An 18,740-nucleotide genomic window follows, 5' to 3' on the forward strand; every position below is an offset into this window, starting at 1 on the left:
CCACAAAAGACCGACCAAAGAAGATTCACCCGCGCATAAAAATAATCAGTGGGAGTACATCTACAATGCAATCGACCAAGCCGACTCACGTCCGCTATTTGATCTTGCTCATGCTGTTTCTGGTGACCACGATCAACTACGCCGACCGGGCCACTATCGCAATCGCCGGCTCCAGCCTGCAAAAAGACCTCGGCATCGACGCGGTCACCCTCGGTTATATCTTCTCCGCATTCGGTTGGGCCTACGTGGCCGGGCAAATTCCCGGTGGCTGGCTGCTGGACCGTTTCGGTTCGAAAAAAATCTACGCGTTGAGCATTTTCACCTGGTCGCTGTTCACCGTGCTGCAAGGCTATGTCGGTGAGTTCGGCCTCTCTACGGCGGTGGTTGCGCTGTTCATGCTGCGCTTTTTGGTGGGGCTGGCCGAAGCGCCATCGTTCCCCGGCAATGCACGCATTGTGGCAGCCTGGTTCCCCACCGCTGAACGCGGCACAGCGTCTGCGATCTTCAACTCGGCGCAATACTTCGCCACTGTGTTGTTCGCACCGCTGATGGGCTGGATTGTCTATGCGTTTGGCTGGCAGCACGTGTTCATCGTCATGGGCGTGATCGGCATCGTCTTTTCGGGGATCTGGTTGAAGGTGATTTACAGCCCGCGCCAACACCCGATGATCAACGACGCCGAGTTCAAGCACATTGCCGACAATGGCGGCATGGTCGACATGGACCAGGACAAAGGCAAAGGCAAAAAAGGCGACGGTCCGAAGTGGGACTACATCCGCCAGCTGCTGACCAACCGCATGATGCTCGGCGTGTATCTGGGCCAGTACTGCATCAACGGCATCACCTACTTCTTCCTCACCTGGTTCCCGGTGTACCTGGTGCAGGAGCGCGGCATGACCATCCTCAAGGCCGGTTTCATTGCCTCGCTGCCGGCGATCTGCGGGTTTATCGGTGGCGTGCTGGGCGGGGTGATTTCCGATTACCTGCTGCGCAAAGGCCACTCGCTGACCTTCGCCCGCAAGACGCCGATCATCGCCGGCCTGCTGGTTTCCAGCAGCATCGTGGCCTGCAACTATGTCGACGTTGAATGGATGGTCGTCGGCTTCATGGCCCTGGCCTTCTTCGGCAAAGGCGTGGGCGCGTTGGGCTGGGCGGTGGTGTCCGACACCTCGCCGAAACAGATCGCCGGTCTGAGCGGTGGCCTGTTCAACACCTTCGGCAACATTGCGTCGATCACCACGCCAATCGTTATCGGCTACATCATCAGCTCCACCGGTTCGTTCAAATGGGCGCTGGTGTTCGTCGGTTGCAACGCGCTGGTTGCAGTCTTCAGCTATCTGGTGATCGTTGGCCCGATCAAACGTGTGGTGCTCAAAGAGCCGCCTGTCAGCGGTCCCGAAACCAACAGTAAATTGTCCGAAGCGCATTCCTGAGGAGCGGCGTCATGCAGTTGATTGAACATTCCGACTCGCCGCGCTACATCCGCCTGCACGAGCGGGACAATGTGGTGATCGTGGTCAATGATCAGGGCGTACCGGCCGGTACGGAATTCCCCGATGGCCTGGTCACCGTGGATTTCGTGCCGCAGAGCCACAAGGTCACTCTCGAGGACATTCCCCAGGGCGGCCAGGTGATTCGTTACGGCCAGACCATTGGGTATGCGTTGCAGCCGATCCCTCGCGGCAGCTGGGTCAAGGAAGATCAACTGCGCATGCCGACCGCGCCACCGCTGGACAGCCTGCCGCTGTCCACCGAAGTGCCGGTCGCGCAGGCACCGCTGGAAGGCTTCACCTTCGAGGGTTTTCGCAACGCCGACGGCACCGTTGGCACGCGCAACATTCTGGGCATCACCACCACCGTGCAGTGCGTTACCGGCGTGCTGGATCACGCAGTGAAACGCATCAAGGACGAGTTGCTGCCCCAGTACCCGAACGTCGATGACGTGGTCGCGCTGACCCACAGTTACGGCTGTGGCGTGGCGATCACCGCCACCGACGCATACATCCCGATCCGCACTGTGCGCAACCTGGCGCGCAACCCGAACCTGGGCGGCGAAGCGCTGGTGATCAGCCTGGGCTGCGAGAAATTGCAGGCCGGGCAGGTGATGCACGAAAACGATAGCTCGGTGGATTTGAGCGAGCCGTGGTTGTACCGCTTGCAAGATTCCAGTCACGGTTTCACCGAGATGATCGAGCAGATCATGGCGCTGGCCGAGACTCGTTTGAAGAAGCTCGACCTGCGTCGTCGGGAAACCGTGCCGGCGTCCGAGTTGATCCTCGGCATGCAGTGCGGCGGCAGCGATGCATTCTCTGGCATCACTGCCAACCCGGCGCTGGGCTATGCCTCGGACCTGTTATTGCGGGCGGGGGCGACGGTGATGTTTTCCGAAGTCACCGAGGTGCGCGACGCGATTTACCTGCTGACGTCCCGCGCCGAAACCGAGGAGGTGGCTCAGGAGCTGGTGCGGGAAATGGACTGGTACGACCGTTACCTGGCCAAGGGCGAAGCGGATCGCAGTGCCAACACCACGCCGGGGAACAAGAAGGGCGGGTTGTCGAACATTGTCGAGAAGTCGCTGGGTTCGATCGTCAAGTCCGGCAGCAGCGCGATCAACGGGGTACTGGGCCCCGGCGAACGGTTCAAGCGCAAAGGGCTGATTTTCTGCGCGACCCCGGCCAGTGATTTTGTCTGCGGGACGTTGCAGTTGGCGGCGGGGATGAACCTGCATGTGTTCACCACCGGGCGGGGCACGCCTTACGGGTTGGCGATGGCGCCGGTGGTGAAGGTGTCGACCCGCACAGAACTGGCGCAACGCTGGCCGGATTTGATCGATATCGATGCCGGGCGCATTGCGACCGGGCGGGCGTCGATCGAAGAGCTTGGCTGGGAGTTGTTCCACTACTACCTGGACGTGGCCAGTGGCAAGAAACAGACGTGGGCCGAGCAGCATAAGCTGCATAACGACATCACCTTGTTCAACCCTGCGCCTATCACCTGAGACCGAGTTATCGTTCTTCGCGGGCAAGCCTCGCTCCTACAGGATCGCGTCGTACGTATTTTCCGCGAACGACGCGATCCTGTAGGAGCGAGGCTTGCCCGCGAAGGCGTTCTACCAGACGCCAACGTCCCCAGTGGCTTATCATTAGCCCCCTAACGACGCCCACCCAAGGTTCCCCCGGCATGCTGGCTATTTTCCTCGAAACCCTGAACATCACCGCGCCGGTGTTTGCCATGCTGTTTCTGGGGGCGCTGCTCAAGCGCATCGACTGGATCAACGATAACTTCATTCATACCGCGTCGGCCCTGGTGTTCAACGTCAGCATGCCGGCGTTGCTGTTTCTGGGCATCTTGCATGCCGACCTGCATGCCGCGCTGCAACCGGCGCTGCTGATCTACTTCTCGATTGCCACGCTGATGAGTTTTGCGATTGCCTGGGGCTGGGCGATCTGGAAATGCCCGCGGGAAGACCGGGGCATCTATACCCAAGGCGCGTTTCGCGGTAATAACGGCGTTATCGGCCTGGCGCTGGCGGCGAGCATGTACGGTGGTTACGGGATTTCCCTGGGGGCCATTCTCGCGGCGTTGGTGATCCTGTTCTACAACACACTCTCGACCATCGTGCTGGCGGTTTACAGCCCGGTGATCAAGTCTGACCCGTGGAGCATCTGCAAAAGCGTGATGGTTAACCCGCTGATCATCAGCGTGTTTGCGGCGACGCCGTTTGCGTACTTCAAGATTGGTTTGCCGGGGTGGCTGGAAACGTCCGGCCAGTACCTGGCACAAACCACCTTGCCGTTGGCGTTGATCTGTATCGGGGGCACGTTGTCGCTGGCGGCGATGCGTAAAAGCGGCACGATGGCGCTCAGTTCAAGCCTGGTGAAGATGATCGGCCTGCCAGTGCTGGCAACACTCGGGGCCTGGCTCTGGGGGTTTCGCGGGGCGGAATTGGGGATTCTGTTTTTGTACTTCGGCAGCCCCACTGCGGCGGCCAGTTTCGTCATGGCCCGGCAGGCCAACGGCAATCATGAACTGGCGGCAGCGATCATCGTGATTACCACGCTGATGGCGGCGGTCACCACCAACGTCGGGATCTTTTTGTTGCAGTGGGGTGGATGGGCGTAGGAGCTGCCGAAGGCTGCGATCTTTTGATCTTGATTTTTGGCGTGCTCGAAGGTGACAAAGATCAAAAGATCGCAGCCTTCGGCAGCTCCTACAAGGCTGCGATCTTTTTCAATGCGGCGAAATTACTCCGGCTTCTGATAGCTATCAATCACTTCCTGCGCCGCCCGAAATGCATCGATCGCCGCCGGCACGCCGGCATACACCGCGCAATGCAGTAGCGCCTCGCGAATTTCTTCCACCGTGCAGCCGTTGTTCAGCGCGCCGCGCACGTGGCCTTTCAGCTCTTGCGGGCACTTCAACGCGGTCAGCGCGGCGAGGGTGATCAGGCTGCGGGTTTTCAGCGGCAGACCTTCGCGGTTCCACACTCCGCCCCAAGCGTGTTCGTTGACGAAGTCCTGCAGCGGCTGGGTGAACTCGGTGGCGTTGGCCAACGCGCGGTCGACGAAAGCGTCGCCCATCACTTGGCGACGGACTTCAACCCCAGGCTTTTTGTTGTCGGTCATGGCAATTCTCTCTTGTGGTGTTGGCGACGCCAGGCACGTAGCGAGGTGAACAGCAAAAACGCCCCCAGCGCCGGCAGGACGAAAAACAGCATCAGGCGTTCAAGCTTGCCGGCCAGCGGCATGCCGGTGGTGAACGACACCACGTGCAGCCCATAGGCCAGGTACAAACCCAAAAACAGCAGGCCCTCGGCGCGCGTCACGCGGTAGCCGGAATAGAACACCGGCAGGCACAGCACCGCGACACCGAGCATCACCGGCAGGTCGAAATCCAAAGCGTTCGGCGAGACTGACAGTGGCGACGGCGCGATCAATGTGGTCAGCCCGAGCACGCCCAACAGGTTGAGCAGGTTGCTGCCGATGACGTTGCCCACCGCGATGTCTCGCTGACCGCGCAATGCGGCGATCAACGAAGTGGCCAGCTCCGGCAGGGAGGTGCTGACGGCGACGACGGTCAGGCCGATGATCCGCTCCGATAACCCCAGGTCGGTCGCGACCGTCACTGCGGCGCCGAGCAGCAAGTGCCCGGCGAACACCAGCATCGCCAGCCCGGCGACAATCATCAGCAGGCTGCCGAACCAGGGTGCCTGCCGTGCCTCATGTGCGCCCGATGGCGGGCGGGCCGAGTGCCGTGACTGGCGCAGCAGCAAGCCCAGGTACAGCACCAGCGCGGCCAGCAGCATCATGCCGTCGAACCGGCTCAGTTCTTCGTTCCATGCCAGTACGAATACCAGCAGGCTGGCGCCGATCATCAGCGGGATGTCCAGGCGCACCAATTGCCGCGAAACCCGCAGCGGAATAATCAGCGCCGAGAGCCCGAGGGTGACGAGGATGTTGAAGATGCTGCTGCCAATCACGCTGCCGACGGCGATATCGGCGTTTTGCGCCAGGGTAGCTTGCAGGCTGACCGCCATTTGCGGTGCGCTGCTGCCGAAGGCCACGATGGTCAGGCCGATGATCAGCGGGCGCACCTGCAGTCGCGCGGCCAGGCGTACGGCGGCACGCACCATCAGTTCGGCGCCGGCAATCAGTAAAAACAGACCGCTGAACAATTCAATCACGCTGATCAGGGGTAAATCGGCCAGTCCGAAAATAGTCAGCGCTCCGTCTATCAGTCGTCGAGGGCTTGCACACGAACTTTAGCGGTGCCACTGCGCAACATGCCCAACTGTTCGGCCGCTTCACGTGACACGTCGATCAGGCGCCCACGCGAGTATGGCCCGCGGTCGTTGATGCGCACCACGCAGGATCTGTCGTTATTCAGGTTGGTAATCTTTACCCGGGTGCCGAATGGCAACTGGCGATGGGCGGCGGTGAGGCCGTGCTGGTTGAAACGCTCGCCGCTGGCGGTGCGTTTGCCATGGTGTTTGGCGCCGTAATACGAAGCTACGCCGGCCTTGTCGTAGCCGTGTGGATCGATGGTATCCGTACTGGCGCAACCGGCCAGCAAAGAGAGCAGGGCGCAGGCACTGAGCAGACGCTTCATTCAAAAAGCTCCCAAAATAGATGTGAGAGCGGGCTTATGTGGCGAGGGGGCTTGCCCCCGTTGGACTGCGCAGCAGTCCCAAAACCTGGATACTCGGTTTGTGAAATACAACCGCAATCCAGATGTTTGGGGTCGCTTCGCGACCCAACGGGGGCAAGCCCCCTCGCCACAAAAGCTCCCTCGCCACAAAAGCCTCTGGCTACAAAAGCCCGTTACCACAGCAATGGAGCCAATATTCAAAACTGGCTCCCTTCTCATCAGCCTTCGAGCTTGCTTTTAAGCAGTTCGTTGACCTGTTGCGGGTTGGCTTTGCCTTTGGAGGCTTTCATGGCCTGGCCGACGAAGAAGCCGAACATTTTGCCGCGCTTGGCTTCGTCTGCCGCGCGGTATTGTTCGACCTGCTCGGCGTTGGCCGCGAGCATTTCGTCCAGCACCGCCGAGATCGCGCCGGTGTCGGTCACTTGCTTGAGGCCGCGCTTGTCGATGATCTCATCCGCGCTGCCTTCGCCGTTGGCCATGGCTTCAAACACCACCTTGGCGATTTTGCCGGAGATGGTGTTGTCCTTGATGCGCAGCAGCATGCCACCCAGTTGCTCGGCCGAAACCGGCGACTGGTCGATGTCCAGGCCTTGTTTGTTTAACAGGCTGCCCAGCTCAACCATCACCCAGTTAGCCGCCAGTTTGGCGTCGCCGCTGATGTTCACGACTTTCTCGAAGTAATCGGCTTGCTCGCGGCTGGTGGCCAGCACGCTGGCGTCGTAGACCGACAGACCGAACTGTTCCTGGAAGCGCTCGCGTTTCTGTGGTGGCAACTCCGGCAGGGTGGCGAGCACCTCATTGAGGAACGAGTCCTCGATCACCACTGGCAGCAGGTCCGGGTCGGGGAAGTAACGGTAGTCGTTGGCTTCCTCTTTGCTGCGCATCGGACGGGTTTCGTCCTTGTTCGGGTCGTACAGGCGGGTCTGCTGGATCACCTTGCCGCCGTCTTCGATCAGCTCGATCTGACGCTGCACTTCACTGTTGATCGCTTTCTCGATAAAGCGGAACGAGTTGACGTTCTTGATCTCGCAGCGCGTACCGAATTCAACCTGACCCTTTGGACGGATCGACACGTTGCAGTCGCAACGTAGCGAGCCTTCGGCCATGTTGCCGTCGCAGATTCCCAGGTAACGCACCAGTGCATGGATTGCCTTGACGTAAGCCACGGCTTCCTTGGCGCTGCGCATGTCCGGCTCGGAAACGATCTCCAGCAACGGCGTGCCGGCGCGGTTCAGGTCGATGCCGGTGGCACCGTTGAACTCTTCGTGCAGGCTTTTACCCGCGTCTTCTTCCAGGTGCGCGCGGGTGATGCCGACACGTTTGACCGTGCCGTCTTCCAGCGCGATGTCCAGGTGGCCCTTGCCGACGATCGGCAATTCCATCTGGCTGATCTGGTAGCCCTTGGGCAAGTCCGGGTAGAAATAGTTTTTGCGGGCGAACACGTTGTGCTGGCCGATTTCTGCATCGATGGCCAGGCCGAACATCACCGCCATGCGCACCGCTTCCTGGTTCAGCACCGGCAATACGCCAGGCATGCCCAGGTCTACAAGGCTGGCCTGGGTGTTCGGCTCGGAACCGAAAGTGGTGGAGCTACCGGAAAAGATTTTCGACCGGGTGGTGAGCTGGGTATGAATCTCCAGCCCGATCACGACTTCCCATTGCATGTGTTTCTCCTCAGAAGCCGGTTGGTGTGCGGGTGTGCCAGTCAGTGTTCTGCTGATACTGATGGGCAACGTTCAACAGGCGGCCTTCCTGGAAATACGGGGCGAGCAACTGCACGCCGACCGGCAGGCCATCGACAAAACCTGCAGGCATGGACAGGCCCGGCAAACCAGCGAGGTTGGCGGTGATGGTGTAGACGTCTTCCAGGTATGCCGCGACCGGGTCGCTGTTCTTGGCGCCGAGTTTCCAGGCCGGGTTCGGCGTGGTCGGGCCGAGGATGATGTCGACCTCATTGAAGGCCGCCATGAAGTCGTTCTTGATCAGGCGACGGATTTTCTGCGCCTTCAGGTAGTAGGCGTCGTAGTAACCGGCCGACAGCGCGTAGGCACCGACCATGATTCGGCGCTGTACTTCCGGGCCGAAACCTTCGCCGCGGGAACGCTTGTACAGGTCTTCCAGGTTTTTCGGGTCTTCGCAGCGATAGCCGAAACGCACGCCGTCGAAACGCGACAGGTTGGAAGACGCTTCCGCCGGGGCGATCACGTAGTACGCAGGAATGGCGTGCTGCATGTTCGGCAGGCTGATTTCCCTGACCACGGCACCGAGCTTTTTCAGCTCTTCAACGCTGGCCATGACCAGGTCGGCGATGCGTGGGTCCAGGCCTGCGCTGAAGTATTCCTTCGGCACGCCGATGCGCAAACCTTGCAGCGAACCGTTGAGGCCGGCGCTGTAATCAGGCACCGGTTCGTCGATGCTGGTGGAGTCCTGCGGGTCGAAACCGGCCATGCCTTGCAGCAGGATCGCGCAGTCTTCGGCGGTGCGGGCCAATGGGCCGCCCTGATCGAGGCTGGACGCGTAGGCGATCATGCCCCAGCGCGAAACGCGACCGTACGTCGGTTTCAGGCCGGTGAGGTTGGTCAGCGCGGCGGGCTGACGAATCGAGCCGCCAGTGTCGGTGCCGGTGGCTGCCGGCAACAGGCGCGCGGCAACCGCAGCCGCCGAACCGCCGGACGAACCGCCCGGAACGTGTTCCAGGTTCCACGGGTTTTTCACCGGCCCGTAGTAGCTCGACTCGTTGGCCGACCCCATGGCGAATTCGTCCATGTTGGTCTTGCCCAGGGTCACGGCCCCGGCAGCAGCCAGTTTGGCGACCACGGTGGCGTCGTACGGTGCTTTAAAGTTGTCGAGCATCTTCGAGCCGCAGCTGGTGCGGATGCCTCGGGTGCAGAACAGGTCTTTGTGGGCGATCGGCGCGCCGAGCAGGGCGCCGCTCTCACCGTTGGCCCGACGAGCGTCAGCGGCTTTCGCCTGCTGCAGCGCCAGGTCTTCGGTGAGGCTGATGAAACTGTTGAGCTGCGGGTCGAGCTGGGTGATGCGCGCCAGCAAGGCTTTGGTCAGCTCTTCGGAAGAAAACTTTTTATCGGCGAGTCCGCGGGCGATCTCGGCCAGAGTCAATTGATGCATTGCAGGCTCTTTCCCTTTAGTCGATGACTTTCGGAACCAGATACAGGCCGTTTTCGACCGCTGGTGCGATGGACTGATAGGCCTCGCGATTATTGGTTTCAGTCACCACGTCTGCACGCAGGCGCTGGCTGGCTTCCAGTGGGTGGGCCAGCGGCTCGATACCGTCGGTATTGACCGCTTGCATTTCGTCGACCAGCCCCAGAATGCTGTTCAGGGCCGAAGTGATGTGTGGAAGATCGGCTTCATTGAGGCCAAGGCAGGCCAAATGAGCGATTTTTTCCACGTCGGAGCGTTCAAGCGCCATGGGATTCTCCAGTGGAAAACAGAACGGACGGCGTCCGTGTGTTAGATTGTCGGAACACTACCGCATTTCTACGGTCTCAAGGCCGCGATTGTGGGGCTTGGTGCACAGAAAAGCGGCCAATTTAACATATTGGCGCCTTGCCCAAAATCCCTGTCGTTGTTAGAGTTTGCCGCACTTTTTTACCCACGCGTTGCCTAGGGTCCCTTTCCCATGTTCAAGAAACTGCGTGGCATGTTTTCCAGCGATCTTTCCATTGACCTGGGCACTGCCAACACCCTTATTTACGTGCGCGAGCGCGGTATTGTCCTGAATGAGCCATCGGTTGTGGCTATTCGGACACACGGTAACCAGAAAAGTGTCGTTGCTGTCGGCACCGAGGCCAAGCGTATGCTCGGCCGTACGCCGGGCAACATTGCTGCCATTCGTCCGATGAAGGACGGTGTGATCGCCGACTTCAGCGTCTGCGAAAAAATGCTGCAGTACTTTATCAACAAGGTTCACGAAAACAGCTTTCTGCAGCCCAGCCCTCGTGTGCTGATCTGCGTTCCTTGCAAGTCCACCCAGGTTGAGCGTCGTGCCATCCGTGAATCGGCCCTGGGTGCCGGTGCCCGTGAAGTGTTCCTGATCGAAGAGCCGATGGCTGCTGCGATCGGTGCCGGTCTGCCGGTGGAAGAAGCTCGCGGTTCGATGGTTGTCGATATCGGCGGCGGTACGACTGAAATCGCGCTGATCTCCCTCAACGGCGTGGTCTATGCCGAATCGGTACGGGTTGGCGGCGACCGTTTCGACGAAGCTATCATCACCTATGTACGTCGCAACTACGGCAGCCTGATCGGCGAATCCACCGCCGAGCGCATCAAACAGGAAATCGGTACGGCTTACCCGGGCGGCGAAGTTCGCGAAGTCGACGTTCGTGGCCGTAACCTGGCCGAAGGCGTTCCACGCGCATTCACCCTGAACTCCAATGAAGTGCTCGAAGCTCTGCAAGAGTCCCTGGCCACTATCGTTCAGGCCGTGAAAAGTGCACTGGAGCAATCGCCTCCGGAGCTGGCATCGGATATCGCCGAGCGTGGTCTGGTGCTGACCGGTGGTGGCGCCTTGCTGCGTGACCTCGACAAGTTGCTGGCCCAGGAAACCGGTCTGCCGGTAATCGTCGCCGAAGACCCGTTGACCTGCGTTGCACGCGGCGGTGGCCGCGCATTGGAAATGATGGATAAACACACCATGGATCTGCTTTCCAGCGAATAAGCCGCCGGATCGCCTCTATGCTGTTGAGCGCGCAGGCAGCACTTTGCAGTGCTGCCTGTTGCGTTTATCTTCTGTCAGTCTGCATCCAGGCCGGTTTGATGCCGTATGAATAAAGAGAACATTTGCCTGGGAGGAGCGGCTTATTAAACCGCTTTTCACCAAAGGCCCCTCACTGGGCGTGCGCTTGTTGGTGCTGGCCGTGCTATCGGTCGCGCTGATGGTGGTCGATGCCCGCTTCACACTGCTCAAGCCAGTGCGTAGCCAAATGTCGCTGGTGCTGATGCAGTCTTACTGGATCACCGACCTGCCGCAGCGGCTATGGCAAGGTGTGGCCAGCCAATTTGGCAGCCGGACCGAACTGGTCGCCGAAAACGAAAAACTCAAAACCGAGAACCTGCTGTTGCAGGGGCGCATGCAAAAGCTGGCCGCCCTGACCGAGCAGAACGTTCGGCTGCGCGAGTTGCTCAATTCTTCCGCGCTGGTCAACGAAAAGGTCGAAGTGGCCGAGTTGATCGGCATGGACCCCAACCCCTTTACCCATCGCATCATCATCAATAAAGGTGAGCGCGACGGCGTGGTCCTCGGTCAGCCGGTGCTCGATGCTCGCGGCCTCATGGGGCAGGTGGTGGAGTTGATGCCCTACACCTCTCGCGTACTGTTGCTGACGGACACGACCCACAGCATTCCAGTCCAGGTAAACCGTAACGGGCTGCGGGCGATTGCCAGCGGCACCGGTAACCCGGAACGTCTGGAGTTGCGTCATGTGGCCGATACCGCCGACATCAAAGAAGGCGATTTGCTGGTCAGCTCCGGCCTCGGTCAGCGTTTCCCCGCGGGTTATCCGGTGGCGACGGTCAAGGAAGTGATTCACGATTCCGGTCAACCGTTCGCTATCGTCCGCGCGGTGCCGACCGCTGCATTGAACCGCAGCCGTTATCTGTTGTTGGTATTCAGTGACGGACGCACGCCTGAGGAACGCGCCAACGACGCCGCCCAGGCCCAGGAAGCGCTGGACCAGCATGGCGGCGGGCCGATCATCCCCGCGACCGTGCCCAAACCGTCCGTGTCGGTGATACCGGCTGCCGTGGCTGCCCCGGCGGTTGCACCTGCTGCCGCAACTCCGGCAAAACCAGCCGCTGCCCATGCTTCCAGTACGCCACCCGCGTCGGCACCAGCCGCCGTCAAACCATCGGCGGCCCAACCCGCTGCCGTGAAGCCAGCTGCCAAACCGCCTGTTTCCGCGCCGGCTACCACTGGGGGAAGAGAATAATGGGCGGTACTACTTCATCCCGAAATGGCTGGATGGTTTGGCTGACCTTCGCCATCGGCATGCTGCTCAGCGTCTCGCCGCTGCCACAGTTCATGGAAATCCTGCGTCCTCTGTGGCTGGCCTTGCTGTTGGCCTTCTGGGCGCTGGCCCTGCCGCAGAAAGTCGGCATGGTGACCGCCTGGTGCCTGGGGCTGGCCGAGGATGTGCTATATGGCACGTTGCTGGGTCAGAACGCGTTGACCCTCACGCTCATTACCTTCCTGGTGCTGTCGTTGCAACAGCGTTTGCGCATGTTCCCGATGTGGCAACAGAGCCTGGTGATCCTGGTGATCTTCGGCCTCGCCCAACTGGTGCAGTTGTGGCTGAGTGCCTTGACTGGCAATCGCCAGCCGACCCTGGCACTGGTGTTACCGGCACTGGTCAGCGCGTTGCTCTGGCCCTGGATCAGCTACGGTTTGCGCGGTTTGCGTCGACGCTACAAAATCAATTAATTCGGTCAGGCATTTGCCCATAACCTCGACAGGGAGATGTCTTGATGAAACAGCTGTACCTCGCCTCAGGCTCGCCGCGTCGGCGTGAACTGCTCACGCAGATCGGCGTGCCGTTCTCCGTCATCAGCGCGGACATCGATGAAACCCCCTTACCTGAAGAATGCCCGTCGGCCTACGTCGAGCGCCTGGCACGCAGCAAGGCCGAGGCCGGGCATGGCACGGTCATGTCCGGCGCCGATTTCTGCGTGTTGGGTGCCGATACCGCTGTGGTGCTGGACGGGAAAATTCTCGGCAAGCCGGTGGACGAAGCCGACGCATGCGCCATGCTTATGCTGTTGTCCGGGCGCGAGCATGAAGTGCTGACCGCCATTGCGGTGCGCAATGGCGAGCGCTGCGAGTCTTTGGTGGTGCGCAGTCTGGTGCGTTTTCGCCCTATCGACCGTGACGAAGCCGCGGCCTACTGGGCCAGCGGCGAACCCAGGGACAAGGCTGGCGGTTACGGGATTCAAGGGCTGGGCGCGGTGTTCGTCGCCGGGCTTAATGGCAGCTACTCGGCGGTGGTCGGATTGCCGTTGTGCGAAACCTGCGAGCTGCTCGGCCATTTCGGCATACCCTGTTGGCAAACCCTTAACGCGCGCTGAGCGTCGTACTGACAAGATGCGGCCATTATCGTGAACATGCCTGAACGAGACCCTGCCATGAGTGAAGAGATCCTGATCAATATCACGCCGATGGAATCGCGCGTGGCAGTGGTCGAAAACGGTGTCCTGCAAGAGGTCCACGTCGAGCGCACGCAAAAGCGCGGGATCGTCGGCAACATCTATAAAGGCAAAGTCGTGCGGGTATTACCAGGCATGCAGGCCGCCTTCGTCGATATCGGTCTGGATCGCGCCGCGTTCATTCATGCCTCGGAGATTTCCCTTCGCGAAGGTCCGACGGTCGAAAGCATCAGTGCGCTGGTTCATGAAGGACAGAGCCTGGTGGTGCAAGTCACCAAGGACCCGATCGGTTCCAAAGGCGCGCGCCTGACCACGCAATTGTCGATTCCGTCGCGCTATCTGGTGTACATGCCGCGCACCGCGCATGTCGGCATTTCCTTGAAGATCGAGGACGAAGCCGAGCGCGAACGCCTCAAGCAAGTGGTCACCGACTGCGTGGCCAAAGAAGGCATCAAGGAGGCCGGCGGTTTCATTTTGCGTACCGCTGCCGAAGGGGCCGGAGCTGACGAAATCCTCATGGATATCCGCTACCTGCGCAGGCTCTGGGATCAGATCAGCGAACAGATCAAGACCATCAGCGCGCCGAGTGTGATCTACGAAGACCTCGGTCTGGCACTGCGCACCTTGCGGGACCTGGTGAGCCCGAAGATCGAGAAGATCCGTATCGATTCCCGGGAAACCTTCCAGAAAACCACGCAGTTCGTCGCCGAACTGATGCCGGAGATTGCCGACCGTCTTGAGCATTACCCCGGCGAACGGCCGATCTTCGACCTGTACGGGGTCGAAGACGAAATCCAGAAAGCCCTGGAGCGCAAGGTACCGCTCAAGTCCGGCGGCTATCTGGTGGTCGATCCGGCAGAAGCCATGAGCACCATCGACGTCAATACCGGGGCCTTTGTCGGTCATCGCAACCTCGAAGAAACCATTTTCAAGACCAACCTGGAAGCCGCCACCGCCATTGCCCGTCAGTTGCGTCTGCGTAATCTGGGCGGGATCATCATCATCGACTTCATCGACATGGAAGATGAAGAACATCAGCGTCAGGTGTTGCGAACCCTGGAGAAGCAACTGGAGCGCGATCACGCCAAGACCAACATCATCGGCATCACCGAGTTGGGCCTGGTGCAAATGACCCGCAAGCGCACCCGCGAAAGTCTTGAGCAAGTGCTGTGCGAACCGTGCAGTAGCTGCCAAGGGCGCGGCAAGCTCAAGACACCGGAAACCGTATGCTACGAGATCTTCCGCGAAATCCTGCGCGAAGCCAGGGCCTATCAGGCCGAGGGCTATCGGGTGCTGGCGAATCAGAAAGTGGTCGATCGTTTGCTCGACGAAGAGTCGGGCAACGTCGCCGAGCTCGAAGGCTTCATCGGGCGTACCATTCGGTTCCAGGTCGAAACCATGTACTCCCAGGAACAATACGACGTGGTGTTGCTCTGAATCGTTGTGTTTCACCTCCACTAGAACGGCTGGCCTCAGCTTTTTGCAGTATTTTTGCCATGGGAGCCAACTGACATGGACCGTCTGACCCGCATTTTGGCCGCACTGACCCGCTGGGGTCTGGGCCTGTGTGCGTTGGTTTTGGTGCTGATGGCGCTGTTCGTCAGCCTCGGCCGAGAGTTGACGCCGCTGGTGGCCGAGTACCGTGTCGACGTCGAAGACAAAGCCAGCGATGCCTTGGGCATGCCCCTGCAAATCGGCAAGCTGGAAGGCAACTGGAGCGGTTTCGCCCCGGTTCTTTTGGCCCATGACGTGATGCTTGGCGCAGGTTCCAATGCCCTGCGCCTGGATCAGGTGCGCGCGGTGCCGGACCTCTGGGCCAGCCTGCTGGCGCGCGAAGTGCGCATCGCACACCTGGAACTCAACGGCCTGAAGATCAGCCTCAAGGAAGGCGAAGACGGTCATTGGGCGCTGGAAGGTTTGCCGGTGCAGCAGGATCAGCCACTGGATCCGGAGCAACTGCTCAATCGCATGCAGAGGGTCCGGCAGCTGTCGGTGCTCGACAGCCAGATCACCTTGCAGCCGTTGGGAGAGTCGCCGCTCACCCTGACCTACGTTGGCCTGAATCTGAAAACCGGTCCATCCCGTCAGCGGCTTGATGCTCGTTTGACTCTGCCCGACGGCCAACCGGTGGCGATGAGTGTGCGCACCCGTTTACGCGCAGCCCAATGGAAGGACGGTGAAGCGGACGCTTACCTGAGCCTGCCGCAAAGCGATTGGTCGAAATGGTTGCCAGAACGCCTGACCCAGCAATGGAATTTTTCCCGGATCAAGGCCGGTGGCGAGTTCTGGATGAACTGGAGCAACGGCACCGTGCAACGCGCTGCGATTCGTTTGAACGCACCGCAACTCAAAGGCGCCTATGCCGAGCGCAAGCCGATCCAGATCGACAACCTGGCGCTGAACGGGTATTTCCAGCGCAGTTCGACTGGGGTCCTGGTGACCCTGGATTCTCTGGCCATGAACCTGGGCGACAGCCGCTGGGAATCGAAACTGCAATTTCAACAGACTGGCGCGACAGACAAGGCGCCCGAGCTCTTGCATCTGCAAGCTGACCGTCTCGATCTCACACCGCTCACCCCGCTGCTGAACGCATTGGGCCCGCTGCCCGAGGGGATCGCCACGGCGGTCGAGCGGCTCAAGGTCACCGGCGTCTTGCGCAATGTGCTGATCGACTTTCGCCCAGCCGCTACCGATGACACTAAATTCAGCTTTGCCGCCAACCTGGAAAAAGTCGGCTTTGACGCTTATCGCGGCGCACCAGCGGTGCGAAATGTCAGTGGCAGTATCAGCGGCGACCTCGGGCAGGGCGAACTGCGCATGGACAGCAAGGATTTTTCCCTGCATCTGGACCCGATTTTCGCCAAGCCATGGCAGTACATTCAGGCCAACGCGCGGTTGACCTGGAAACTCGACAAAGAAGCTTTCACCCTGATCGCACCGTACCTGAAAGTGCTGGGCGAAGAGGGCAAGATTGCCGGCGATTTCCTGATCCGCCTGCATTTCGATCACACCAAGGAAGACTACATGGACCTGCGGGTCGGCCTGGTCGACGGCGACGGTCGCTACACCGCCAAGTACCTGCCGACGGTTCTCAGCCCGGGGCTGGACGAATGGCTGCGCACCGCAATTCTCAAAGGCGCGGTGGATGAAGGCTTCTTCCAGTACCAGGGTTCGCTGAACCACGGCGCCGCCGAAACGGCTCGCAGCATCAGCCTGTTTTTCAAGGTTCACGATGCCGAGCTGGCGTTCCAGCCAGGCTGGCCACATGTCAGCAAGGTCAGCGGCGATGTGTTCATCGAAGACAGCGGCGTGCGGATCGTCGCGAGCGAGGGCCAATTGCTCGACACTCAGGTCCGTGACGTCTACGTCAATATTCCTCGTGTGCCTGCCGGGCAGAGCACTCATCTGTTCCTTGATGGCGCCTTCGCTGGCGGGTTGGGCGATGGCCTGAAGATTTTGCAGCAAGCGCCCATTGGCACTGCCGAGACGTTCGCTGGCTGGGAAGGCGAGGGCGATCTGCAAGGCAAGCTCAAACTCGATATCCCGCTGGTCAAAGGCGAGCAGCCGAAAATCCTCGTCGACTTCAAGACCGCCAAGGCCCGTTTAAAGCTCAGTGAGCCCACCCTGGAACTGACGCAACTCAAGGGCGATTTCCGTTTCGACAGCACCAAGGGGCTGAGCGGGCAAAAAATCACGGCACGGGCCTTCGACAAGCCGGTGACCGCACAGATATTTGCTGAAGGCAGCCCGGGCAAGCTCAATACCCGGGTTACGGCGACGAGTGAGGTCGAGGTCAAAAAACTGGCTGAATGGCTGAATGTCACTCAGCCATTGCCGGTGGCGGGGACGATCCCTTATCAACTGCAATTGAACCTTGCTGGCGCCGACAGCCAATTGATGGTCAGCTCCAGTCTCAAAGGCGTGGCGGTTGATTTGCCAGCACCGTTCGGCATGGCGGCCGATGTCGGGCGCGATACCGTGTTCCGCATGACCCTGCAAGGGCCGGAGCGGCGTTACTGGGCCACCTATGGTGAACTGGCCAGTTTCACGTTTGCGGCACCAGCCGGCAATTTCACCGACGGTCGCGGCGAGTTGTTTCTCGGTGGCGGCAGTGCCGTGTTGCCCGGCGCCAAAGGCTTGCGCGTGCGTGGGGTACTGTCCGAGCTGGATGTCGCCCCCTGGCAGGATCTGGTGAGCAAATATGCTGGCCAGGATCCGGGCGGCAGTGCCAAGCAGTTGCTCAGTGGCGCGGATCTGAAGGTTGGGAAACTCACGGGTTTCGGCACCACCCTCGATCAGGCGTCGGTGAAGTTGATGCGTAAACCGGCCGCGTGGGCTTTGCAACTCGACAGTCAGCAGGCCAAGGGCAGCGTCGCAATTGCCGATGCGAAAGCCGCGCCGATTGCGGTCAATCTGCAATATGTGCGCTTGCCGGCACGAGACCCTGCAGCGCTGGCTGACGAGAATTCGCCGGATCCGCTGGCCTCGGTGGACCCGACGAAGGTCCCTGCGCTGGATGTCACCATTAATCAGCTGTTCCAGGGGCCGGACCTGGTGGGCGCGTGGCACCTGAAAGTTCGGCCGACCGCCAAGGGCATCGCTTTCAATTCCCTTGATCTGGGCCTCAAGGGCATCCTCTTGCGCGGCAGTGGTGGCTGGGAAGGCATGCCGGGTAATTCCAGCAGTTGGTACAAGGGCCGAGTCAGTGGCAAGAACCTTGCCGACGTGCTCAAGGGGTGGGGGTTTGCACCGAGCGTCACCAGCGAAGAGTTTCACATGAACGTCGACGGTCGCTGGCCTGGTTCGCCGGCGTGGCTGGCGTCCAAACGCTTCTCCGGCAGCCTTGATGCATCGCTGAATAAAGGTCAGTTCGTAGAAGTCGAAGGTGGTGCTCAAGCGCTGCGGGTATTTGGCCTGCTCAACTTCAACTCCATAGGCCGGCGCCTGCGCCTGGACTTTTCCGACCTGTTCGGCAAAGGCTTGAGCTATGACCGGGTCAAAGGTTTGCTGGTCGCCAGTAACGGCGTCTACGTGACCCGTGAACCTATTCTGCTGACCGGACCGTCGAGCAATGTGGAGCTCAACGGCACACTGGACCTGGTGGGTGATCAGATCGACGCCAAGTTGTTGGTGACTCTGCCGGTGACCAACAATCTGCCGATTGCCGCGTTGATCGTCGGTGCACCGGCCGTCGGCGGGGCGCTGTTCCTGATCGACAAGCTGATCGGTGACCGCGTGGCGCGCTATGCCAGCGTCAAATACACCGTCAAAGGCCCATGGAAAGATCCGAAAATCACCTTCGACAAGCCTTTTTGAATTCTTTTGAAAAAGCACTCTTTGGGCCTATGGAGTAGCATGTTTTCATGCGACGCCGCTTACTCCTGTAGGAGCTGCCGCAGGCTGCGATCTTTTGACTTTGAAGATCAGGATCAAAA

The 18,740-nt window shown here is 60.2% G+C and carries 15 protein-coding genes; 9 read left to right on the forward strand and 6 right to left on the reverse strand.

Annotated features, from left to right (window positions below; translation table 11 throughout):
* Positions 1–65 precede the first annotated feature (65 nt).
* The 3 genes from FHW68_RS21900 (at position 66) to FHW68_RS21910 (ending at position 4,122) form a co-directional block, all read left to right on the forward strand.
* Positions 66–1,433 carry an MFS transporter gene (locus FHW68_RS21900; protein WP_095631266.1) on the forward strand — a complete coding sequence of 456 codons (1,368 nt, stop codon included), beginning with the start codon at positions 66–68 and terminating at the stop codon, positions 1,431–1,433.
* A gap of 11 nt (positions 1,434–1,444) precedes the next feature.
* The gene (gene garD / locus FHW68_RS21905) at positions 1,445–2,998 is read left to right on the forward strand and encodes a galactarate dehydratase (protein ID WP_183683084.1); all 1,554 of its coding nucleotides are present in this window, start codon (positions 1,445–1,447) and stop codon (positions 2,996–2,998) included.
* A gap of 182 nt (positions 2,999–3,180) precedes the next feature.
* The gene (locus FHW68_RS21910; RefSeq protein WP_183683087.1) at positions 3,181–4,122 is read left to right on the forward strand and encodes an AEC family transporter; all 942 of its coding nucleotides are present in this window, start codon (positions 3,181–3,183) and stop codon (positions 4,120–4,122) included.
* A 122-nt stretch (positions 4,123–4,244) separates the two neighbouring features.
* On the opposite strand, the gene FHW68_RS21915 is transcribed toward FHW68_RS21910, so the two are convergent.
* The 6 genes from FHW68_RS21915 to gatC all read right to left on the reverse strand — a co-directional run bounded on the left by FHW68_RS21915 (position 4,245) and on the right by gatC (position 9,577).
* Entirely contained in the window at positions 4,245–4,625 is a 381-nt protein-coding gene (locus FHW68_RS21915; RefSeq protein ID WP_095634858.1) for a carboxymuconolactone decarboxylase family protein, read from the reverse strand.
* Positions 4,622–5,683, reverse strand: a complete 1,062-nt coding sequence (locus FHW68_RS21920; RefSeq protein ID WP_183683089.1) for a calcium/sodium antiporter — start codon at positions 5,681–5,683, stop codon at positions 4,622–4,624. The genes FHW68_RS21915 and FHW68_RS21920 overlap by 4 nt, the downstream gene beginning before the upstream one ends.
* A gap of 50 nt (positions 5,684–5,733) precedes the next feature.
* Positions 5,734–6,108 (reverse strand): septal ring lytic transglycosylase RlpA family protein, encoded by a 375-nt coding sequence (locus FHW68_RS21925; protein ID WP_095634856.1) that lies wholly within the window; start codon positions 6,106–6,108, stop codon positions 5,734–5,736.
* Between the two features lie 257 nt (positions 6,109–6,365).
* Positions 6,366–7,811, reverse strand: a complete 1,446-nt coding sequence (gene gatB, locus FHW68_RS21930) for an Asp-tRNA(Asn)/Glu-tRNA(Gln) amidotransferase subunit GatB (protein ID WP_183683091.1) — start codon at positions 7,809–7,811, stop codon at positions 6,366–6,368.
* 10 nt (positions 7,812–7,821) lie between these two features.
* Positions 7,822–9,273 (reverse strand): Asp-tRNA(Asn)/Glu-tRNA(Gln) amidotransferase subunit GatA, encoded by a 1,452-nt coding sequence (gene gatA, locus FHW68_RS21935; protein WP_183683093.1) that lies wholly within the window; start codon positions 9,271–9,273, stop codon positions 7,822–7,824.
* A 16-nt stretch (positions 9,274–9,289) separates the two neighbouring features.
* Positions 9,290–9,577, reverse strand: a complete 288-nt coding sequence (gene gatC, locus FHW68_RS21940; RefSeq protein ID WP_077045271.1) for an Asp-tRNA(Asn)/Glu-tRNA(Gln) amidotransferase subunit GatC — start codon at positions 9,575–9,577, stop codon at positions 9,290–9,292.
* A 210-nt stretch (positions 9,578–9,787) separates the two neighbouring features.
* On the opposite strand from gatC, the gene mreB reads away from it, so the two are divergent.
* The 6 genes from mreB (at position 9,788) to FHW68_RS21970 (ending at position 18,621) form a co-directional block, all read left to right on the forward strand.
* Positions 9,788–10,825 (forward strand): rod shape-determining protein MreB, encoded by a 1,038-nt coding sequence (mreB, locus tag FHW68_RS21945; protein WP_002555108.1) that lies wholly within the window; start codon positions 9,788–9,790, stop codon positions 10,823–10,825.
* A gap of 142 nt (positions 10,826–10,967) precedes the next feature.
* On the forward strand, positions 10,968–12,095 hold the full coding sequence (gene mreC, locus FHW68_RS21950; protein ID WP_183683117.1) for a rod shape-determining protein MreC: 1,128 nt from the start codon (positions 10,968–10,970) through the stop codon (positions 12,093–12,095).
* Positions 12,095–12,586, forward strand: coding sequence for a rod shape-determining protein MreD (mreD, locus tag FHW68_RS21955; protein WP_095634852.1), 492 nt, complete (start codon positions 12,095–12,097; stop codon positions 12,584–12,586). Before mreC ends, mreD begins: the two co-directional genes overlap by 1 nt.
* Before the next feature lie 44 nt (positions 12,587–12,630).
* Positions 12,631–13,227 carry a nucleoside triphosphate pyrophosphatase gene (locus FHW68_RS21960; protein WP_095634851.1) on the forward strand — a complete coding sequence of 199 codons (597 nt, stop codon included), beginning with the start codon at positions 12,631–12,633 and terminating at the stop codon, positions 13,225–13,227.
* A 57-nt stretch (positions 13,228–13,284) separates the two neighbouring features.
* Entirely contained in the window at positions 13,285–14,742 is a 1,458-nt protein-coding gene (rng, locus tag FHW68_RS21965) for a ribonuclease G (protein ID WP_095634850.1), read from the forward strand.
* Between the two features lie 75 nt (positions 14,743–14,817).
* The gene (locus FHW68_RS21970) at positions 14,818–18,621 is read left to right on the forward strand and encodes a YhdP family protein (protein ID WP_183683095.1); all 3,804 of its coding nucleotides are present in this window, start codon (positions 14,818–14,820) and stop codon (positions 18,619–18,621) included.
* Positions 18,622–18,740 lie beyond the last annotated feature (119 nt).

This window comes from Pseudomonas sp. Tn43, from assembly GCF_014192635.1.
GTDB lineage: Bacteria > Pseudomonadota > Gammaproteobacteria > Pseudomonadales > Pseudomonadaceae > Aquipseudomonas.